Source organism: Pseudomonas reinekei (assembly GCF_001945365.1).
GTDB lineage: Bacteria > Pseudomonadota > Gammaproteobacteria > Pseudomonadales > Pseudomonadaceae > Aquipseudomonas > Aquipseudomonas reinekei.
Genome location: NZ_MSTQ01000006.1, coordinates 325,928 through 344,277, shown reverse-complemented (window position 1 = coordinate 344,277; position 18,350 = coordinate 325,928). Strand labels below are relative to the sequence as shown.

At 59.1% G+C, this 18,350-nt stretch carries 24 protein-coding genes; 5 read left to right on the top strand and 19 right to left on the bottom strand.

The window, feature by feature from the left end; all coding sequences use genetic code 11:
- Positions 1–114: 114 nt before the first annotated feature.
- Together BVK86_RS12910 and tsaA are read left to right on the top strand one after the other, a co-directional pair.
- A complete protein-coding gene (locus BVK86_RS12910) occupies positions 115–885 on the top strand; it encodes an SDR family oxidoreductase (protein ID WP_075946792.1) in 771 nt (256 codons plus the stop codon).
- Between the two features lie 91 nt (positions 886–976).
- A complete protein-coding gene (gene tsaA / locus BVK86_RS12905) occupies positions 977–1,675 on the top strand; it encodes a tRNA (N6-threonylcarbamoyladenosine(37)-N6)-methyltransferase TrmO (protein ID WP_075946791.1) in 699 nt (232 codons plus the stop codon).
- Positions 1,676–1,800: 125 nt separating this feature from the next.
- Here tsaA and fpr read toward each other — a convergent pair whose 3' ends face one another.
- A complete protein-coding gene (fpr, locus tag BVK86_RS12900; protein ID WP_003443014.1) occupies positions 1,801–2,580 on the bottom strand; it encodes a ferredoxin-NADP reductase in 780 nt (259 codons plus the stop codon).
- 133 nt (positions 2,581–2,713) lie between these two features.
- Between fpr and BVK86_RS12895 the strand changes: the two genes are divergently transcribed.
- Positions 2,714–3,640 (top strand): LysR family transcriptional regulator, encoded by a 927-nt coding sequence (locus tag BVK86_RS12895; protein WP_075946790.1) that lies wholly within the window; start codon positions 2,714–2,716, stop codon positions 3,638–3,640.
- On the opposite strand, the gene BVK86_RS12890 is transcribed toward BVK86_RS12895, so the two are convergent.
- The 3 genes from BVK86_RS12890 to BVK86_RS12880 form a co-directional block, all read right to left on the bottom strand.
- Positions 3,637–3,999, bottom strand: a complete 363-nt coding sequence (locus BVK86_RS12890) for a diacylglycerol kinase (protein WP_008060649.1) — start codon at positions 3,997–3,999, stop codon at positions 3,637–3,639. The genes BVK86_RS12895 and BVK86_RS12890 overlap by 4 nt on opposite strands.
- Positions 4,000–4,074: 75 nt before the next feature.
- On the bottom strand, positions 4,075–4,725 hold the full coding sequence (gene erdR, locus BVK86_RS12885) for a response regulator transcription factor ErdR (RefSeq protein ID WP_034149864.1): 651 nt from the start codon (positions 4,723–4,725) through the stop codon (positions 4,075–4,077).
- Between the two features lie 220 nt (positions 4,726–4,945).
- Complete coding sequence (locus BVK86_RS12880; RefSeq protein WP_075946789.1) at positions 4,946–5,689, bottom strand: tRNA-uridine aminocarboxypropyltransferase; 744 nt, start codon at positions 5,687–5,689, stop codon at positions 4,946–4,948.
- A gap of 188 nt (positions 5,690–5,877) precedes the next feature.
- Between BVK86_RS12880 and BVK86_RS12875 the strand changes: the two genes are divergently transcribed.
- Entirely contained in the window at positions 5,878–6,300 is a 423-nt protein-coding gene (locus BVK86_RS12875; RefSeq protein WP_075946788.1) for a PA3611 family quorum-sensing-regulated virulence factor, read from the top strand.
- Here BVK86_RS12875 and BVK86_RS12870 read toward each other — a convergent pair whose 3' ends face one another.
- Positions 6,301–6,495 (bottom strand): hypothetical protein, encoded by a 195-nt coding sequence (locus BVK86_RS12870; RefSeq protein WP_075946787.1) that lies wholly within the window; start codon positions 6,493–6,495, stop codon positions 6,301–6,303.
- Between the two features lie 482 nt (positions 6,496–6,977).
- On the opposite strand from BVK86_RS12870, the gene BVK86_RS12865 reads away from it, so the two are divergent.
- Positions 6,978–8,096, top strand: a complete 1,119-nt coding sequence (locus tag BVK86_RS12865; RefSeq protein ID WP_075946786.1) for an LOG family protein — start codon at positions 6,978–6,980, stop codon at positions 8,094–8,096.
- A 43-nt stretch (positions 8,097–8,139) separates the two neighbouring features.
- On the opposite strand, the gene recX is transcribed toward BVK86_RS12865, so the two are convergent.
- The 14 genes from recX to BVK86_RS12795 form a co-directional block, all read right to left on the bottom strand.
- On the bottom strand, positions 8,140–8,607 hold the full coding sequence (recX, locus tag BVK86_RS12860; protein WP_075946785.1) for a recombination regulator RecX: 468 nt from the start codon (positions 8,605–8,607) through the stop codon (positions 8,140–8,142).
- 8 nt (positions 8,608–8,615) lie between these two features.
- Positions 8,616–9,674: a recombinase RecA gene (gene recA / locus BVK86_RS12855; RefSeq protein ID WP_075946784.1), complete on the bottom strand. Its 1,059-nt coding sequence runs from the start codon at positions 9,672–9,674 to the stop codon at positions 8,616–8,618.
- An 83-nt stretch (positions 9,675–9,757) separates the two neighbouring features.
- Positions 9,758–10,258 (bottom strand): CinA family protein, encoded by a 501-nt coding sequence (locus BVK86_RS12850; protein ID WP_075946857.1) that lies wholly within the window; start codon positions 10,256–10,258, stop codon positions 9,758–9,760.
- A gap of 80 nt (positions 10,259–10,338) precedes the next feature.
- Positions 10,339–10,875 carry a lysis system spanin subunit gene (locus tag BVK86_RS12845; RefSeq protein WP_075946783.1) on the bottom strand — a complete coding sequence of 179 codons (537 nt, stop codon included), beginning with the start codon at positions 10,873–10,875 and terminating at the stop codon, positions 10,339–10,341.
- Positions 10,857–11,420, bottom strand: coding sequence for a glycoside hydrolase family 19 protein (locus BVK86_RS12840; RefSeq protein ID WP_075946782.1), 564 nt, complete (start codon positions 11,418–11,420; stop codon positions 10,857–10,859). Before BVK86_RS12840 ends, BVK86_RS12845 begins: the two co-directional genes overlap by 19 nt.
- A gap of 53 nt (positions 11,421–11,473) precedes the next feature.
- On the bottom strand, positions 11,474–12,490 hold the full coding sequence (locus BVK86_RS12835; RefSeq protein ID WP_075946781.1) for a contractile injection system protein, VgrG/Pvc8 family: 1,017 nt from the start codon (positions 12,488–12,490) through the stop codon (positions 11,474–11,476).
- Positions 12,491–12,499: 9 nt separating this feature from the next.
- A complete protein-coding gene (locus BVK86_RS12830; RefSeq protein WP_075946780.1) occupies positions 12,500–12,712 on the bottom strand; it encodes a tail protein X in 213 nt (70 codons plus the stop codon).
- The gene (locus tag BVK86_RS12825) at positions 12,705–13,088 is read right to left on the bottom strand and encodes a phage tail protein (protein WP_075946779.1); all 384 of its coding nucleotides are present in this window, start codon (positions 13,086–13,088) and stop codon (positions 12,705–12,707) included. Before BVK86_RS12825 ends, BVK86_RS12830 begins: the two co-directional genes overlap by 8 nt.
- Positions 13,088–14,734: a glycine zipper domain-containing protein gene (locus tag BVK86_RS12820; protein WP_075946778.1), complete on the bottom strand. Its 1,647-nt coding sequence runs from the start codon at positions 14,732–14,734 to the stop codon at positions 13,088–13,090. The genes BVK86_RS12825 and BVK86_RS12820 overlap by 1 nt, the downstream gene beginning before the upstream one ends.
- 128 nt (positions 14,735–14,862) lie before the next feature.
- Positions 14,863–15,444: a phage tail assembly protein gene (locus BVK86_RS12815; RefSeq protein ID WP_075946777.1), complete on the bottom strand. Its 582-nt coding sequence runs from the start codon at positions 15,442–15,444 to the stop codon at positions 14,863–14,865.
- A gap of 165 nt (positions 15,445–15,609) precedes the next feature.
- Complete coding sequence (locus BVK86_RS12810) at positions 15,610–16,116, bottom strand: phage major tail tube protein (RefSeq protein WP_075946776.1); 507 nt, start codon at positions 16,114–16,116, stop codon at positions 15,610–15,612.
- Positions 16,116–17,282, bottom strand: coding sequence for a phage tail sheath protein (locus BVK86_RS12805; RefSeq protein WP_075946775.1), 1,167 nt, complete (start codon positions 17,280–17,282; stop codon positions 16,116–16,118). The genes BVK86_RS12810 and BVK86_RS12805 overlap by 1 nt, the downstream gene beginning before the upstream one ends.
- A 2-nt stretch (positions 17,283–17,284) precedes the next feature.
- On the bottom strand, positions 17,285–17,494 hold the full coding sequence (locus BVK86_RS12800; RefSeq protein WP_075946774.1) for a hypothetical protein: 210 nt from the start codon (positions 17,492–17,494) through the stop codon (positions 17,285–17,287).
- A gap of 99 nt (positions 17,495–17,593) precedes the next feature.
- On the bottom strand, positions 17,594–18,295 hold the full coding sequence (locus tag BVK86_RS12795; protein ID WP_075946773.1) for a tail fiber assembly protein: 702 nt from the start codon (positions 18,293–18,295) through the stop codon (positions 17,594–17,596).
- Positions 18,296–18,350 lie beyond the last annotated feature (55 nt).

Sequence of the window (18,350 nt, the reverse complement as noted above, 5' to 3'; positions counted from 1 at the left end):
AAGCCGGCTTCTACAAAGCTGTCTGTATGAATCCCCATTCCTCGCAAAAATAGTGGCTCCGCTTCCAGCGGCTGACGACTAGGGTGTAATGACTCTCAGCTCTCAGGATTCGCCATGCACCCCTACTTCTCCCTGCAAGGCCGCACCGCCCTGGTGACCGGCGGTACCCGTGGTATCGGCAAAATGATCGCCAAGGCCTATGTAGATGCCGGCGCGACCGTGTACATCTGCGCCCGCGACGTCGAGGCCTGCCAGCAAACAGCTGATGAACTCGGCGCCCTCGGACGCTGCCACGCAGTGGCCGCCAACCTGGCCACCGAAGAAGGCGTACAGCAACTGGCCACGCGCCTGAGCGAACAGATCACCCATCTCGACATTCTGGTGAACAACGCCGGCACGACTTGGGGCGCGCCACTGGAAAGCTACCCGATCAAGGGCTGGGAAAAGGTCATGCAACTCAACGTGACCTCGGTGTTCAACTGCATCCAGCAGTTCCTGCCATTGCTACGCAAAGCCGGTTCTGAAGTGAATCCGGCGCGGATCATCAACATCGGCTCGGTGGCTGGCATTTCCTCCTTCGGCGAACAGGCCTACGCCTACGGCCCCAGTAAAGCGGCGCTGCATCAATTGTCGCGGATCCTGGCCCGGGAGCTGGTCAGCCAGCACATCAACGTCAACGTGATCGCGCCGGGGCGTTTTCCAAGCAAGATGACTCAGCACATCGGCAATGATGAACAGGCGCTGGCGCAGGATACGGACCTGATTCCAATGAAGCGTTGGGGCCGCGAGGAGGAGATGGCGGCGCTGGCGATCAGTCTGGCGAGTACGGCTGGGGCCTATATGACCGGGAATATCATTCCGCTGGATGGTGGGTTCAGCCTCTGACACCCGCTTTTGTGGCGAAGGAGCTTGCTCCCTCGCCACGGAATGCGCATGGGTTATCATGCCCGCCTCTTTTGCGCCTCGATTTCAAACCATGACCTACAGCGTTTCTCCCATCGGCTTCGTGCGTTCCTGCTTCAAGGAGAAGTTCGCCATCCCGCGCCAACCGCAACTGGCCCCGGCCGCACGTGGCGTTCTGGAACTGGTGGCGCCGTTCGATCAGGGTGATGCCGTGCAGGGCCTGGAACAGGTCAGCCATGTCTGGCTGCTGTTCCTGTTCCATCAGGCTCTGGAAGATAAGCCAAGGCTGAAGGTCCGCCCTCCCCGCCTCGGCGGCAACAAATCCATGGGCGTGTTTGCGACCCGCGCAACCCACCGTCCCAACGGCATTGGTCAGTCCGTGGTGAAGCTGGACAAGGTTGAAGCCAATCGTCTGTGGATATCCGGCATCGACTTGCTGGACGGCACGCCCATCCTCGATATCAAACCCTACGTGCCCTACGCCGACATCATTGACGATGCCTCCAATACCATCGCCAGCGCCGCGCCGCAGCTGATTGCCGTGGAGTGGACGGATATTGCGCTGCAACAGGCCCATGGCCATGCTCAGCGCCTCGCAGAGCCTTTGATCGAGCTGATCGAGCAATGCCTGGCGCAGGATCCACGCCCGGCTTACCAGACGCCTGCACCGGAGCGGGAGTACGGTGCGCAGTTCTGGGATGTGGATGTGCGCTGGCATTATCCGACGCCGGAGTTGATCCGGGTGCTGGAAGTCATTCCCGCAAAAAGCTGAACCCCGGAAACAACAGTGGGAGCGAGCCTGCTCGCGAAGGGGTATCAGCCAACATTATGTTGACTGTCACACCGCTATCGCGAGCAAGCTCGCTCCCACAGGTAAAGCAGATGCAGTTTTAAGACTTACTTCTCGACGAACGCACGCTCGATCAGGTAATCACCCGGCTCGCGCATCCGCGGCGAAACTTTCAGGCCGAAGCTGTTCAACACTTCGCTGGTCTCGTCGAGCATGCTTGGGCTGCCGCACAGCATGGCGCGGTCGTCCTGCGGATTGATCGGCGGCAGGCCGATGTCGCTGAACAGCTTGCCGCTGCGCATCAAATCGGTCAGACGGCCTTCGTTCTCGAACGGCTCGCGGGTCACGGTCGGGTAGTAGATCAACTTGTCACGCAGCGCCTCGCCGAAGAATTCGTTCTGCGGCAGGTGCTCGGTGATGAATTCGCGGTAAGCGACTTCGTTGACGTAACGTACGCCGTGGCACAGGATCACTTTTTCGAAACGCTCGTAGGTTTCCGGGTCCTGGATGACGCTCATGAACGGCGCCAGCCCGGTGCCGGTGCTGAGCAGGTACAAATGTTTGCCAGGCTTCAAGTCGTCCAGTACCAACGTGCCGGTAGGCTTCTTGCTGATGATTATCTCGTCGCCTTCCTTCAAATGCTGCAACTGGGAAGTCAGCGGACCATCAGGCACCTTGATGCTGAAGAACTCGAGATGCTCTTCCCAGTTCGGGCTGGCGATCGAGTAAGCGCGCATAAGCGGGCGGCCGTTGGGCTGTTGCAGGCCGATCATCACGAACTGACCGTTCTCGAAGCGCAGGCCCGGATCACGGGTGCACTTGAAGCTGAACAGAGTGTCGTTCCAGTGATGAACACTGAGGACACGCTCGTGGTTCATGTTGCTCATGTACGTGGGACTCCTGGAGATGGGTCTGCGCGTGCTCTTGCAGAGCCGGGGTGCGCAATTGCATCGCATTCTAATAGCGACGACAATATCTGTTAACTGGATTATTAAGATAAGGGTTATCGGTTATATCGATATGCGATTTACTCTCCGTCAACTTCAAGTCTTCGTCGCCGTCGCCCAGCAGGAAAGCGTATCCCGTGCTGCGGGACTGCTCAACCTCTCGCAATCGGCGGCAAGCACCTCGATCACCGAACTGGAGCGCCAGTGCAGCTGCCAATTGTTCGACCGTGCCGGCAAACGGCTGAGCCTCAACGCCTTGGGCAAACAGTTGTTGCCGCAGGCGGTGGCGCTGCTTGACCAGGCCAAGGAAATCGAAGACCTGCTCAACGGCAAGTCCGGTTTCGGCTCGCTGGCGGTGGGTGCGACGCTGACCATCGGCAACTACCTGGCCACCCTGCTGATCGGCAGCTTCATGCAGCGCCACCCGGAAAGCCAAGTGAAGCTGCATGTGCAAAACACTGCCAATATCGTGCAACAAGTGGCGCACTATGAAATTGATCTGGGTCTGATTGAAGGCGATTGCAGCCACCCGGACATCGAAGTGCAGAGCTGGGTGGAAGATGAACTCGTGGTGTTTTGCGCGCCGCAGCATCCCTTGGCAAAGCGCGGCACCGCCACCATGGATGAATTAAGCCACGAAGCCTGGATTTTGCGTGAACAAGGTTCCGGTACGCGCCTGACGTTCGACCAGGCCATGCGTCATCACCGCAGCGCGCTGAATATCCGCCTGGAGCTCGAGCACACCGAAGCGATCAAGCGCGCGGTGGAGTCCGGCCTGGGGATTGGGTGCATATCGCGATTGGCACTGCGGGACGCCTTCCGCCGCGGCAGCCTGGTGGCGGTGGAAACGCCGGATCTGGATCTGGCGCGGCAGTTTTACTTCATCTGGCACAAACAGAAGTACCAGACATCGGCGATGCGCGAGTTCCTCGATCTGTGCCGCGCCTTCACCGCCGGGGTTCAGCGCAGCGACGAGATCGTGTTGCCGACCATCGCTTAAAGCAGGATCACGGCCCACACCAGCGCAATCATGGTCAACGCCACCAGCTGTGCGGCGCTGCCCATGTCCTTAGCGTTTTTCGACAGCGGGTGCAACTCAAGGGAAATACGGTCGATGGCCGCTTCTACCGCCGAGTTGAGCAACTCGACGATCAGTGCCAGCAAACAGACGGCAATCAGCAAGGCCTGCTCGACACGGCTGACGTTCAGGAAGAACGACAGCGGGATCAGGATCACATTGAGCAAAACCAACTGGCGAAAGGCGGCTTCGCCGGTAAAAGCTGCGCGCAGGCCGTCCAGCGAGTAGCCGGAGGCATTGAGGATACGTTTAAGGCCGGTCTGGCCTTTGAAAGGTGACATAGAGTGGGCAACTGACCGAAAAGGAGTGGGAAAGCTAGATGAACCAAAGTCAAAAAAGCGTGAAGATGCCAACCCTTAGTGGCTCGAAATTGACTCAAGTTGTTGCAGCAGCAACGCCGCCTGAGTCCGGGTCCGCACATTCAGTTTACGGAATATAGCCGTAACGTGCGCCTTGATGGTCGCTTCGGAAACGCTCAGCTCATAAGCGATCTGCTTGTTCAGCAATCCTTCGCAGACCATCGTCAACACACGGAACTGCTGCGGCGTAAGGCTGGCAAGCCCTTCACTGGCGGCCTTGGCCTCATCGGAAACACTGACGGCCTCGAACGCCTGCGGTGGCCAGAACACATCGCCGTCGAGTACCGCACGCACGGCTTTCTGGATCACGCTCAGGTCACTGGATTTTGGAATAAAACCACTGGCGCCGAATTCACGGGACTTGACCATGATCGTAGCCTCTTCCTGAGCGGAGACCATGACCACCGGAATCTGCGGGTACTGTCCGCGCAACAGCACCAGGCCGGAAAAGCCATACGCCCCGGGCATGTTCAGGTCCAGTAGCACCAGATCCCAATCGGCTTTTTCAGTCAGGCGGGTTTCCAGCTCGGCAATGCTTGCCACTTCCACCAGGCGCACATCGGGACCGAGGCCCAGGGTCAACGCTTGATGCAAGGCAGAGCGGAAAAGCGGGTGGTCATCGGCAATCAGGATTTCGTATGTGGCCATTTTTCAAATGATCCTGTTCTTCTAACAACTCGAGATGCAGCCAAGAAGCTGCACCTGGGGGCACGCTCAACGCCAATACGTGGCAATTCACGTCGCTATTCAAATAACGAATACGGCGTATCAAACTTCGGCCGCGCCCTGAACGGCGCCAAGCATGCCCAGCGAAACCGGGGTGGTCAAGCTACAAGGCCACTACAGTCTTTTGCAGTATGGGCGACAATCAACGCATGCTCGCGGCGGCATTCTGCACGAACGGTAACAACTCGGCATGTGCCGGTGTTTCAACGTTCATTTCAAGCTGACGCTTGGCATCGAGATAATGCTGGCTGAACACATCGAAATAAGCGTCCAGCGCCGATGCCGCCTGCTCGTCACCCGCCAGATCGAGGCACAGTGCCGCGACTTCCGCGGTGCACAGGTGCTCGCTGCGTGTGGAGCGGCGCAATTGATAGCGGGACAGTTTTTCTGGCAGCAGACTCAGGATCGGCAGCGAGTCGAAGTAAGGGCTTTTACGGAAAATCTTCCGGGCTTCGGTCCAGGTCGCGTCCAACAGAATAAACAGCGGCCGCTTGCCGCTATCCACCGCCACGCTGTGGGTCACGCGCTCAGGCGCAACATATTCCCCCGGAAACACCAGATAGGGCTGCCATTGTGGGTCGGACAACAGCGCCAGCAGGCGGGGGTCGATTTCGGTGCGCGACCAGATGAACGCGTGGTTATCACGCACCACGTCGGCGATCAGCCAACCGGTATTGCTCGGTTTGAACACTTCCTTGCTGGTCATGATCAGGCACACCCCGGAGCGGGCCTCGACTTGCGGACGCCAGGCGCACAGGCAATGGCTCTCAATCACGCGGCAGGCGCGGCAGCGGGTGGCGCGCCAGCCACGGGCCTGGATCGGCTTGATGCCTTCGTCTTCGCGCTGATCGCGCAGGCGGGCTACAGCGTTGGGGGCATGGCTCATTGCAGGCAACGCTGACAGGACAGTGGGGTCGACACGAAAAACACTCGGCAAGGCAAAAAGTACGGCAGTTTACCAGACCGGCAGGGCCAAGCCTGTACCGTCCAGGCCACCTCCCCTATAATTCGCCGCCACTGAACGCACAGTCACGTGACGGGTCAAACCACCCATCACTGCCCCAGGAGAGTTTCATGCTGCGCCTTATCGTTCCCACCGCTGCCATTCTGCTGGCTTCGTCCTTCAACGCTCAGGCTGCATCCTTGAGCGAGCAGAATCTGAACAGAGAGCTGCGCAACGTCGCCGCACAAAGCAGCGTTGGTACGCCACGGGCGATCAATGAAGACATTCTCGATCAGGGCTACACCGTCGAAGGCAATGTCCTGATCAACCATTTGAGCGTGCAAAGCAGCCACGCCAACCAGATGCGCGCCGACCCCAAAGCCGTGTACTTCCAGCTGGGCGCCTCGGTTTGCAACAACCCGGCCTACCGTAAATTGATGGCCAAGGGCGCCGTCATGCGTTACGACTTCACCGAGGTGAAGACCAACCGCGCAGTGGGTTCTGCCAGCTATCAGGAATCGGACTGCCCGAAAGCGGCGCCGAAGAAGAAGTAATCAGTGGGATTTGGCGCGCCGTTGTTCATCCTCGGCGCGCAATTCTGCCAGCAATGCCTGCAAATAACGTGAGCGCCGCTCCGCGCCCATAAGACGCCGGCAGCACTCCTCTTCGAGACTCAAATGATTGGTCTCGGCTGCTGACTTCAGCAATCGATACAGCTGTGTATCGATTTCCAGAATGACTCTGGCCATGGTTTCCCGCCTCCCTGCTCCTCACTCGCGTTGAGCGATAAATCCTTGAACTGCTTGTATCGTGCGCCCTGCCGTTGACGCAAAGTTGTCGTGTCACGCCTGTAACTTAGTAAATCAGAGTGCTGGACGTTCGGCTTGCGTTCAGACGAGCGGTGAAACCACCTTGCAAATCGTCAATAAGCGGTTGCCATGAAAGACTTTGCGGCGCAATGATCAAGGCAGCGCAAATCACCGCGAGGGTCTAGATTCTAAGTATCCACACTCACTTGTCAGGGCAGGAAGGGGCCGCCCGCTACGAATTGTGTCGTGCGAACGCTACTTTCATCCAAGGGATAAACAGAGCCTGTTTGGATGGTCCGATGACTCTTCGGACCCCGTGGATCGCCCAGGCATGGGCTTGGGCAGACAGCGACACATGAAGTGTCGTGGCACCGACGATTGCGTAGTCGCAGCCGTGGGCTCTGTGCAGAAGGAGAAGTTGAATGCCTTACCAACCGAATGACCTCCTGAGCCGCCATTTTGAAGAAAGCGGCCACGACCTCATCAGCAAGGTCGAAGAGCAACTCAGCCTTGTTTCCCCCAACAGCCCGAACATCCCGATCTACCGTGACATGATCCTGACGGTGCTGCGCATGGCCCAGGATGACCACAACCGCTGGAATGCCAAGATCACCCTGCAAGCCCTGCGCGAGCTGGAGCAAGCCTTTCGGGTGCTGGAACAGTTCAAGGGGCGGCGCAAAGTCACGGTATTTGGCTCTGCCCGCACCCCGATAGAACACCCGCTGTATGGCCTCGCCCGCGAACTCGGTGCCGCGCTGGCACGCTCGGACATGATGGTTATTACCGGCGCTGGGGGTGGCATCATGGCCGCGGCTCACGAAGGTGCCGGCCTGGATCACAGCCTGGGCTTCAACATCACCCTGCCCTTCGAACAGCATGCCAACCCCACCGTCCAGGGCACGACCAATCTGCTGCCCTTCCACTTTTTCTTCACCCGCAAGCTGTTCTTCGTCAAGGAAGCCGACGCGCTTGTCCTGTGCCCGGGCGGTTTTGGCACGCTGGATGAAGCGCTGGAAGTGTTGACGCTGATCCAGACCGGCAAAAGCCCGCTGGTTCCCGTGGTACTGCTCGATGCACCGGGTGGCACGTTCTGGCAAGGCGCGCTGGCATTCATTCAGCAGCAATTGGTGGAGAATCGCTACATCCTGCCTACCGACATGAACCTGGTGAACCTGGTCTACACCGCCGAGGAGGCCGTGGAGCACATCAACCAGTTCTACAGCAACTTCCACTCCAGCCGCTGGCTCAAGCATCAGTTCGTGATTCGCATGAACCACAAACTCAGCGACCGCGCGCTCGAACACATGCAGGAAGCCTTCGCCGACCTGTGCCTGAGCGATCACTTCCATCAGCACGCGTACAGTGGCGAAGAACACGACGAAGCACAGTTCAGCCACCTGGCGCGGCTGGCCTTCACCTTCAACGCACGTGACCATGGTCGATTGCGGGCGCTGGTGGACTACATCAACTTGCCGGACAACTGGGCGCAATCCCAGCCTCAGGCACAACAGCGCACACGCACGCCATCCAAGGTTACTTAACGCAAAAAAAACGGCCCGCTATCGAAATAGCGGGCCGCTTCAATTAATCGTCCATCCCTCGACCGCTGAACAAGCGGTTGATCATCTCCATGGAAAATCCCCGATACGCCAGGAACCTGCCTTGCTTGGCACGTTCCCGGGCGTCGATCGGCAATTGCCCGGAGAATTTACGCCGCCAGGTATCTGCCAACTGCTCCTGCCAGTCGATGCCGCTCTCGCGCAAGGCCTGTTCGATATCGCTGCGTTGCAGACCACGCTGGCTCAACTCTTCACGAATTCGTAAAGGGCCATAACCGGAACGGGCACGGTAGGAAACAAAACTTTCGAGGTAACGGGATTCGGATAACAAACCCTCTTCCGTCAATCGGTCGAGCGCCGTGTCGATCATTTCAGGGAGGGCGCCGCGCTGGCGCAGTTTACGCGCCAGCTCAACCCGACCGTGCTCGCGTCTCGCGAGCAGGTCCATTGCGGTTCGCCGCACCGCGACGAGTGTATCGAGTACGGCAGTCATCGGATCAATCAGATATCAGCGTCAACCAGGTCGTCTTCAGTCTCTTTGACTGCAGAAGCCTTGGCGTCTGCTACCGACGAAGGGGACAGCAGCTTGTCGCGCAGTTGCTTCTCGAGCGTTGCGGCGATGTCCGGGTTATCCGCCAGGTACTTGGCCGAGTTGGCCTTGCCCTGACCGATCTTGGTGCCGTTGTAGGCATACCATGCACCGGACTTCTCGACGAAACCGTGCAGAACGCCGAGGTCGATCATCTCACCGTTGAGGTAGATGCCCTTGCCGTAAAGAATCTGGAACTCGGCCTGACGGAACGGCGAAGCCACTTTGTTCTTCACAACCTTGACGCGGGTTTCGCTACCGACGACTTCATCACCTTCTTTCACCGCGCCGGTACGGCGGATGTCCAGACGAACCGACGCGTAGAACTTCAGCGCGTTACCACCGGTGGTGGTTTCCGGGCTACCGAACATTACGCCGATTTTCATACGGATCTGGTTGATGAAGATCACCAGGCAGTTGGCGTTCTTGATGTTACCGGTGATTTTACGCAGCGCCTGGGACATCAGGCGGGCTTGCAGGCCCACGTGCATGTCGCCCATTTCGCCTTCGATTTCAGCCTTCGGTACCAGAGCCGCCACGGAGTCGACGATGATCACGTCAACCGCGTTGGAGCGCACCAGCATGTCGGTGATTTCCAGGGCCTGTTCGCCGGTATCCGGCTGGGAAACCAGCAGGTCGTCGACGTTGACGCCCAGCTTGCCGGCGTATTCCGGGTCGAGGGCGTGTTCGGCGTCGACGAATGCGCAGGTCGCGCCGGCTTTTTGAGCCTGGGCGATCACGGACAAGGTCAACGTGGTTTTACCGGAAGATTCAGGACCGTAGATTTCAACAATACGGCCTTTTGGCAGACCGCCGATGCCGAGAGCGATGTCCAGCCCCAGAGAGCCAGTGGAGATAGCCGGGATCGCCTGACGGTCCTGATCGCCCATACGCATTACGGCACCCTTGCCGAATTGACGTTCGATCTGACCCAGGGCCGCAGCCAAGGCTTTCTTCTTGTTGTCGTCCATTAAAGTCCTCACGTAATCAATAAGGCCTGACGGCCAACACCTGTATAAGTAGCCAGTATTATTCCACAGCGATTACGGATCGCCTACCCCTGATTTGAGATTTCTGCCGCGGTATAGCGCAGCAGCCCCTCTAGAGCGGCCCTCACCGTTTGTCGGCGGACTTCGTCACGGTCACCGGGGAAGTGCTGCACCTCGCTGAATACCCGTTCGCCAACGCCCCAGGCCAGCCAAACGGTACCCACCGGTTTGCTTGGCGAACCGCCGTCCGGCCCGGCCACGCCACTGACCGCCACGGAAAAAAACGCCCGGCTTTTATACTGAGCGCCCTTGGCCATCGCTTCGACCACCTCGCGGCTGACCGCCCCCACCGTGGTGAACAACTCGACCGGAACGTTCAATTGCAGGTTCTTCTGCAGATTGGAGTAGGTGACATAACCGGCCTCGAACCAGGCCGAACTGCCGGGAATCCGGGTGATCGCCTCGGCAATCCCGCCACCGGTACAAGACTCGGCGGTGGACACGTGGGCATTGAGAAGCTGCAATTGCCTGCCAAGGTCAGCGGCCAGTTGAGTGGTTAATTTCACGGTCATCTCCAGATCGGGCGGAATGAGACTAACCGTACACCAGCGCATCGCACTTGCAAGTTACAGGACTGATCAAAGTGTTAACGGGTGAGTGCTCTGACATACGCCTGACAGGCCTGCAAGGCGATCAGTCCACGGTCGCCGGCGTCGGTGATGGCGATAATTCGTTGAGCATGCGTCGGGTCAAGTCGGGCGCGTACGGCACCATGACCCACGCCGCCGGGGCCGGGGGCGGCAGGCACTGATCCGATTGACGGCGTGTCTGCGACATCGAGGAGGACTGACAGCCGCACATCAGCAGTGGCAAGACGATCACGCAGACGAGCTTGATCACGTTCAACATCGGTTAGCACCTGGTAATGATTTTTCTCGCTGGCGGCCAGTTGTTGCTCAAGCCGCAATCGCTGCTCATGAACCGCTTGCTGCCGAGTGGCCGCCGCCAGCGTCAGCTGGTTCAGCGTTTCGCCATGCAGCCTGGCCTGCTCTGCCAGTTGCCGGCCGTATCGCCAATCCTGAACTCGCCACGCCATCGCTGCCGAGCTGCCCACCAATACGGCCAGCAACACGGCAGCGCCAAAGGCCCGGTAAGGCAACGGAATCAGACCGAAGGCTGGCATAGCACCGCCCTCGCCCGCGCCCAAAGCTGCAAGCGATCCTGCAAGCCGTTCAGGCCACCGTTGATGCGCCGGGTGATGCTGTTGAACTGGTCGCGATCGGCCAGTTCATTGAGACCGTTGCGCGCCCAGAACCACGCGGCGGATTCAGCGGCCCATTGCGGCTGCTCCAGCAGTTCAGGCGACGCCAGCAAACGCTCATCACCAAACAAGCCGAGGCTGCACTGGCGATAATTGTGCCGACCGGTGATCTGGATCAGGCCTCGTCCGCGATATCGTTGGCCGTCGCCATCCGTCTCCGGCGAGTTGCCCAGACGTGCCGCCAGCGCACCGGTATCGTATTTGCTCAGGTATTGATCAGAGCCCAGTTCGCGAACGTAGTGTAACTGGCCCGATTCATGGCCGACCTGAGCCAGAAAGGCGGCAATGCGCAGGGGCGTGTTGATGTTGTGCCGGGCCATGGCGCTGTTGAGGGCGGAAATGAAAACGCCCGCTTGGGTGCGGGCGTTCGGATAGATCTTGAGTAGCTGTTGTTCGGTGCACTGCATCGCTCGCTCCTGTGATAGATGAATGGCGCGCCCGCCGGCATTGTCTGCGCGTGTTATTGCGTTGAACCCAGACAGGTCGCTGCGAGGGTGCAGCGATAGCTGTTCTGACGGCTGCCGCTGGCGGTGACCTTGTCGATCGACCAATGCCCGCGCATGAAGTCAGGCCAACTGTCGTCAAGTACCACCAGCCCTTCTGCACACAGTGCCGGGTCGCCCGGACAACTGATGGTGACCTTGAGCATTTCACGCATCATCCGGCGCACTTCGCCTTCGCAGGCTGCCCGAGCCTCTTCAGCATTCTGGCAACGTCGGCGCATGGTCTTGAAGGGTGCGATGCCGCTTTCGACGATGCGTTCCTCGCCAGCGGCGGCGTCCCACCAACTCATTTTGCAGCCCTGGTATTTCGCCCGCGCGGTTTCATCGAGGGTCGCGGAGATGAAGCCGTGATCGTCCGGGCGGTTGTTGGTGGTCACCGACAGGCGCACGTTGGGCAAGACCTTGCCCGACAGCGATTTCGCCTGACCGCGCCGCGCCAACACATACAGCTCGTTGACCGGTTTGGCCACCGCGTCGTGAGTCCGGGCCAGACGCGTCAGAAAGCCCATGTCGGTTTCATTGGACTGGTCGACATGATCAATCTTGATCAGCGCCAGATCCGGCGCGACCCTGGGAGAAAACCCGTGTCGCGAGGTCAGTTGGCGGAACAGTGCGCCGAGGGTGGTTGGCCCATGACTGGCAGAGCGCCGCTGCTTGAAGCCGGTTTCGTCCCTGGCGCTGAAGGGCGCGGCCGTGGCCACCAGCGTCAGGCGCAGGGGAAACAGGGTCGGTGTGCGGCGGGTGATGACAAATTCGCCTTTGTCGACCAGTCCCGACTCACGATAACCGACAAGCAAGCCGATTTTTCCATCCAGGCTCGGCAGCCCGGGCAAGCCTTCCAGATCAATGGTCAGGGACAGTTGGTCGGACTCGATACCCGCCGCATCGATGTGTTGCCAACTGAGTAATCGTTCGTTGAGCAGGGCCGCATTGGCCCCGTAGATTTCCACGGCCGGGGTGAATCCAAGTGTCATATCGCCTCCTTAATCCCAGGCTGAAACCGGCGCGACGGCCATCGGATGACGTTCCACTTCCGGCAGGCTCACCCACACGCCGGCCGGGAGTACCGCGGCCTGCTCGCTCAACGCCGGATTGAGGCGCCAGAGCGCCTCCTCGGCGGCATCATCGCTACGCCCCGTTTCTCGAAACAGCAACAGGTTCACCGAATCACCGGCAATACTTCTGACTCTACGCATTGGTGTACTCCGCCAATTCGACCGTCCAGTCGATGACCATCGCTGTGCCGTCATCAATCACCAGGCTCTGATTCTCAGTCAGGTCGTTGATTCGCCACAGCCCCCAGTTACGGCCAACGCCATCAACCAACGGCAACGGCACCCGCAAGGCCTGCAAGGCACGCAATTCATCCAGACGCCCCATCGCCTGCGCATACATCGACTTGCCGCCGATGACCAGGGTTTGCAGGCCTTGGCCGGTCTGGCTGGACTTGGGTTTACTGGTGAGGATGTCGATGTTTGCCCAGCCACCGTCCGATTTTCGCTGCAAGTTGCTGTAGGCGAAGTTTCTGGACAGGCCGAATATGAAATCACCCAGGATCATCTGCTGCTTCATCAAGCCACTCCATCTGTCAGGGCCGTGTCACGTCGTGTGGCCAATGCGTTGGCCGGCATGAGTTGACCCAATTGTCCCAGCGTCGTCTGCACCACCAGATTCGCCAGCTCCTTGGCGCTGGCCAGATCCTGGCCGTTGATCTGAATGGTGGAGTTGAACGTGATGGGTTGATTGTCCGTGCGGGTACTCGTCAGGTCTTTGCTGACCTGTGCCGGAGCTTTAAGGCGGTCGACCAGGACGCTGAGTTTTTCGCCCAGCATCGAGCCGAGCTCAGACCCGGCAAAACCTCCCAGCAAACCGCCGATGGCGGTGCCTACACCCGGGAGAATCAGCGTGCCGAGCGCCGCACCCGCGGTCGCCCCGGCATAGGAACCGGCCAACAGTCCGGCCGATGAGACAACGGCTTTGCTGTCACCTTGCGCAACGCCCTGAGCAATGCCAATACCGGCATCGAGTAACCGCAAAGGTTGCGCCCTCTTGGCTAGAAAGGAGCCCGCCGCTGCCACTTTGCCTTGCAGAGGGATGGCCTGCGCGGAGCCAGTCAGCGTCATCAGGCTCTGGGCCTGGGTCATTGCGGGTCTCATCGAGCGGGGTTGCACGTCGACGTTGCGTATCACCGGATTCGTGGCGTTGACAAGAACCTTGGAACCCCTGGTTTCCCTGACGTTACTCGAGCTCTCGAAACCCCTGGAGTCCCTGGAATAGTCCGGTTGCGTGAGAGGGCTCAGTCTCTTCTTTTTGCCGCGTGACTTCTGTTCTTTTTTCTTGTCTGCGCCGCCCTCCCTGGGCTGTGGATTTTCGCCTTTGCGGCTTTTCTCTTGGGTAGGCATCTCACCTTGAGCACTACCGCCACCCTCTTCCCCCAACAGCTTTCCCAAACCAAAAGGCAGGCGCGGCGCTCCTCGCTTGAGGATTTTTTTAGCAACATTGGTGAACGCTTCGTCAACCACCGATTCCACCAACTTCGATGCGATGGAATACAACCCTACCGCGACAGCCGCAAGCCCGGTGGCCAATTTGGGGTTTTCTTCGGCAAACGAGCTCAACTTATCAACCTGTGTGCTGAGCCCGTTGGAAAAGTCCGGTGTTACCGCCTCGCGCAATCGATCGAGACTCGCATCCAAAGCATCCGCAGACACTGGTGTGCGGCTCTTCGGAGCTTCAGCGGCTTGAGTCGTCTCCAGCGTTTTGCCAAGGCTCTTATCCTTGGCAGGCAATGCCAAGGGCGATGCAACTTGATGCTCTGTCGGCCCGTGTATCAGCGACTTCAAATCACAGGTGCACGCCTGGTTTTGCACTTTGATTGGCATCACCAAACGGGGCGCATCGGAAGATGAGCGCGGGCCAATATCGGCGTCGAGTCTGGGTAGCGACTCACTTCGAGCATCCGCCACACCCGTAAATGCTTTGAGTTGCGAACGAGGAGAGGACAACACTGCCGTCAGCGACGCCAATGCCTCACCGAGCTTGCCCTGCCCTGTCGTCAACAAACGGATGTCGAGGCTGACCGTGTTCAACGCCATGCCGAGCTGCGTCAATGCATCCTTGAAACCAATTAACCCGAAGGGTTCCGACGCAATATTGAAGGTCGGTAGTTCGAAACTATTGAGCCTCGCATCGACCGTCGAGTACTTGCTGTCTGCCATCCTCCTCTACTCCTCTTTCACGCCAAGGCGAGAGATCGCTATGTCATAGCGGCGCAACGCCTTTTCGACGTCCCACTCCAGAATTTCCGTCTCACTTACCGGGTAAATGAGCGGCACCACATCGAGGATCACTTCGATGTCGCGTTCCGAAAGAAGGCCGCCGGTTGGTTTAAAAAATCGTCGATGCGCACCTGCAATTGCGTCCAGTCAGGCACGGTCAACTGGGCCAGGTCGGGCAGCATCAGGCCAGTGCAATGGGCGGTGATGAATTCGGCACGCTCCTTGCCGGTCTTGAGTTTCTTCATGGCTTTGGTGGCACGCAGCACCGGCATTTCCAGGGTCAACTCGGTCAGCGTGCGACCGGCAACGGCGAGCGGTTGCAGCAGTTGCACTTGATCGGGATCGATGGCCGGATCGTCCTGCTCAACCGGCTGTAGAAAGAACGAGGTCGGCCGGGTCGACATTTCGTGCACGTACTGCGCAATGCTGACGAAGTCCGGGCGTTTGAGTTGGTCGAGTTCCTTGACCGACAAACCGGTGGCCAGCAGCGCCAGCTCAAAGAACTGATCGTCCTCATCATCACCGGCGCGGGCCAGCGCCTCTTTCTGGGCGGCGTAGAACAGCGGCTTGAGCAGGATCTGCTCGATGTGCGATCCGTCGTCACCGGTGATCGGCGACAACAGTTCGTGTGTGGGAGGTGTCCAGGACATGTCGGAAATTCCTTTTTGATGCGTGGCGGGATGTCGCGTAGGGCCAAAATCCTTGTGGGAGCCAGCCTGCTGGCGATTGCGGTGTGTCAGGCGATGTCAGTGTCGACTGGCACGCCGTCATCGCGAGCAGGCCGGCGCCTGCAGGTTATGTGGATGGCTGGGGGGTTAAGGCAGCAATACCGCACGGCGTGCATCGCCAAGAATGTCGACGCCGCTGAGCACGAACTTCTGGGTGCGCACGTCGATGTCGATCACCGTGACGCCGTTTTCCAGACGGCTGTAGGTGCGGCAGGACAGTTCCAGCGTAGTGGTGGGTTTTTCGTTCATCTTCAGCGCGGTTTCAGTCAGCGACTTCAGCTTGCCGCCGACCGTGTGATAGGTGAACCAGGTGTTTCCGTCCTGGTCCTGTCCGCCTTCACGAACGCTCAAGAGAATGTCATCACCCAGATTCACCCCCAGTGCCAGCAAGATTTCCGGGCCCATGCCTTGCAGTTTGAGCGAGGCGCCGAGGACTTTGCCGCCCTTGGCCATTTCCTCGCCGATGAAACGGCCGCCACGCATCTCGTCCATCTCGAACTCGATCTTCGGCGGGGTGAACTCTTCGACCGTCGCCGACAACGGCAGGCCTTGCAGGGTGGCCGCGATGGCCTGTCTTACGCGGTTGGTAAACATTAGAGAACATCCTCCAGGAACTGCTCGATGATTTCATCGCGGGCATTGAGTTGATAAACCATGTGCTCGTTCGGCGCGTAGCGGCCATAGTCGATGACCACGTACCAGGTGCCGTTCTTGTACTTCTCGACGCTGTTCAGTTCCGGGTGCAGGTACACACTGCCACCGGGAATGGTTTCGTCGGCGACCAGGGTTTGCAGCCAGTCGTTAATGCGCTTGACCTCCTGGTCCATAAAGGACTTGGTGAGGTTCTTGGCCATGGCTTTCTGACCGGCCTTGACCAGCTTGCGGCTAATCGCATCTTCGAGGCCGACGTAGCTGATGAACTTGCCGGTGATCGAGCGGTTTCCCAGCAGCGAAAAGCCGCCGAGGATGGTGCGGGCGTAGTAGCTGATGCCGTAGCGGTTGAGCAGATCGCCCTCGGTGGAGTTGTCGAGGATGTTGTATTCCACCACCCGCGAAACGTCCTCGGCGAAGGTCACCTGGTTGCCAGGGCTTTCCCATTGCTTGACCTTGGCGAGGGCCGCGATGGCCAGGCTCGATGGCGACAGGAACACGTTTTTCTTCGCGGCCTTGGAGTACACCGACGGCATGTTGTGGACCAGCAGGCAGCGATCGAAGCCCAACTCCGCGCCGCCCAGTTCCTGGCTATAGGTCACCTGATCGGCAACGGCGGCGTCCTTGCCGTCGAGCACCACACGGGCCTTGATGCGTTTGCCGAAAGAGGCGAATTCGCCGGCCACTGCTTTAGTGCCGGTGAAGCCAGGCGCGCCGATGATGGTCAGATCTTCGGCAACACCGCCCAGCGCGGCGAGACCGAGCTTGCGACCGGTCAGTGGATCGATACCGCCAATGACGTTGTTCAGCGTGTCGGCCGGGGTCGCACCCTCTTCGACGATGACCACGTAGACCGGCACCTTGACCACTTTCAGAATCTGGAACACCGCGTGAAACAGCGTGCCTTCTTCGGTGCCGGTCGGGTCCAGCAGCGCCTGGGTGGTGAAGCTGTTGATGCGAAACGGCGCATTGCGTGGAATCAACGGGTCCGCCTTCGGCGCGGTGCCGATCAGCCCGATGACGTTGTCACCCAGGCCACCCATGGCCTCGGGGGATTCGGTGGCATTGACGGTAATGCCGTTGTGCTCGAAGTTCAAAACCTCAGCCATGGTTATTCAGCCTTCTTGGCAGCGGCCTTTTTGGCCGCAGTGGATGGAGAGGCCGACTCGGCAGCCTCGGTTTTTTTCAGCTCCAGGCGACCGGCGCTGCGCAACGCACTGGCCTCCACATCGAGCAATTGCAATTGCTGACCGACACTCGACCAATGACCCCCTCCGGTGGGGAACGGGACGAGCACGGTGTAGGTTTGGCGTTCTGCCATTTGTGTTTCTCCATGAATGAAAAAGCCCCTTGGGGAAGGGGCTGTTGGTGTGGCGGGGTTTGTTTGGCGCAAAAGAAAACGCCCCGGGGTTCGGGGCGTTTATTCGGTAACGATGAAACTCTCCAGAGGAGGATCATCAAAGCCCTGAGACACGAGCCAGTCAGCCATCCAGGTGTCATTCGGGCTGGTCGGCCATTCACTGTCCAGCGGTGAATGGCCAACGATTTCGACACGATTGAGTTCAACGCCGTAGATCTTCCAGGACTTGAGCGCCGCGACCTCGGTCTCAGTGGCAATGCCCAGATCAAACGCGTTCTGCAAGGTGGCAATCATATTGGTGCTGAACTGCGTCATCAGCGCTTTGCGCTTCGCCGCTTTCCTTTTCAGCGCGACTGCAGTTGCTTCTTCATCAATGACCCATTGATCGTCCTGCCATTTATCGAAGGGGCTTTGCGGCGCTTCAAGCGTATAGCCTTCGGGCAAGTCTCCTAATTCTTCCCACACCTGCGCCTCTGCGGTTTCGGTGCTGTAGACCGTTGAACCACGATGATCCTCTACCAGTTTCCAGCCTGAAGCCGTATCCCTGACCGCCGCTTGTCCCGGAGTTGGCGAGGGAGGCTCGCACTGATAAGCATGCGCGGGGATCAACCAGGTAAAGGGTTCCAAAGGGCTGGGGTCCGCTTGCCCGGTGCCGATGAACTCGGCGGTGACCGGGTGCACATTACAGATTGTCGGTGGTGTGACCTCATCAGCGAGCCACCAGGACACCTCGCCTTCAATGGCCATGCGTTCGTCTGACATTCGCAAAAACTCCAATGTGGTTCTGATTAGTATTTGATACAGGCGAGGAAAGCCG

Bases quoted from the DNA above. Each gene is read 5' to 3' on its own strand.
- BVK86_RS12910 (WP_075946792.1), top strand. From the start codon at position 115: ATGCACCCCTACTTCTCCCTGCAAGGCCGCACCGCCCTGGTGACCGGC.
- tsaA (WP_075946791.1), top strand. From the start codon at position 977: ATGACCTACAGCGTTTCTCCCATCGGCTTCGTGCGTTCCTGCTTCAAG.
- fpr (WP_003443014.1), bottom strand. From the start codon at position 2,580: ATGAGCAACATGAACCACGAGCGTGTCCTCAGTGTTCATCACTGGAAC.
- BVK86_RS12895 (WP_075946790.1), top strand. From the start codon at position 2,714: ATGCGATTTACTCTCCGTCAACTTCAAGTCTTCGTCGCCGTCGCCCAG.
- BVK86_RS12890 (WP_008060649.1), bottom strand. From the start codon at position 3,999: ATGTCACCTTTCAAAGGCCAGACCGGCCTTAAACGTATCCTCAATGCC.
- erdR (WP_034149864.1), bottom strand. From the start codon at position 4,725: ATGGCCACATACGAAATCCTGATTGCCGATGACCACCCGCTTTTCCGC.
- BVK86_RS12880 (WP_075946789.1), bottom strand. From the start codon at position 5,689: ATGAGCCATGCCCCCAACGCTGTAGCCCGCCTGCGCGATCAGCGCGAA.
- BVK86_RS12875 (WP_075946788.1), top strand. From the start codon at position 5,878: ATGCTGCGCCTTATCGTTCCCACCGCTGCCATTCTGCTGGCTTCGTCC.
- BVK86_RS12870 (WP_075946787.1), bottom strand. From the start codon at position 6,495: ATGGCCAGAGTCATTCTGGAAATCGATACACAGCTGTATCGATTGCTG.
- BVK86_RS12865 (WP_075946786.1), top strand. From the start codon at position 6,978: ATGCCTTACCAACCGAATGACCTCCTGAGCCGCCATTTTGAAGAAAGC.
- recX (WP_075946785.1), bottom strand. From the start codon at position 8,607: ATGACTGCCGTACTCGATACACTCGTCGCGGTGCGGCGAACCGCAATG.
- recA (WP_075946784.1), bottom strand. From the start codon at position 9,674: ATGGACGACAACAAGAAGAAAGCCTTGGCTGCGGCCCTGGGTCAGATC.
- BVK86_RS12845 (WP_075946783.1), bottom strand. From the start codon at position 10,875: ATGCCAGCCTTCGGTCTGATTCCGTTGCCTTACCGGGCCTTTGGCGCT.
- BVK86_RS12840 (WP_075946782.1), bottom strand. From the start codon at position 11,420: ATGCAGTGCACCGAACAACAGCTACTCAAGATCTATCCGAACGCCCGC.
- BVK86_RS12835 (WP_075946781.1), bottom strand. From the start codon at position 12,490: ATGACACTTGGATTCACCCCGGCCGTGGAAATCTACGGGGCCAATGCG.
- BVK86_RS12830 (WP_075946780.1), bottom strand. From the start codon at position 12,712: ATGCGTAGAGTCAGAAGTATTGCCGGTGATTCGGTGAACCTGTTGCTG.
- BVK86_RS12825 (WP_075946779.1), bottom strand. From the start codon at position 13,088: ATGAAGCAGCAGATGATCCTGGGTGATTTCATATTCGGCCTGTCCAGA.
- BVK86_RS12820 (WP_075946778.1), bottom strand. From the start codon at position 14,734: ATGGCAGACAGCAAGTACTCGACGGTCGATGCGAGGCTCAATAGTTTC.
- BVK86_RS12815 (WP_075946777.1), bottom strand. From the start codon at position 15,444: ATGTCCTGGACACCTCCCACACACGAACTGTTGTCGCCGATCACCGGT.
- BVK86_RS12810 (WP_075946776.1), bottom strand. From the start codon at position 16,116: ATGTTTACCAACCGCGTAAGACAGGCCATCGCGGCCACCCTGCAAGGC.
- BVK86_RS12805 (WP_075946775.1), bottom strand. From the start codon at position 17,282: ATGGCTGAGGTTTTGAACTTCGAGCACAACGGCATTACCGTCAATGCC.
- BVK86_RS12800 (WP_075946774.1), bottom strand. From the start codon at position 17,494: ATGGCAGAACGCCAAACCTACACCGTGCTCGTCCCGTTCCCCACCGGA.
- BVK86_RS12795 (WP_075946773.1), bottom strand. From the start codon at position 18,295: ATGTCAGACGAACGCATGGCCATTGAAGGCGAGGTGTCCTGGTGGCTC.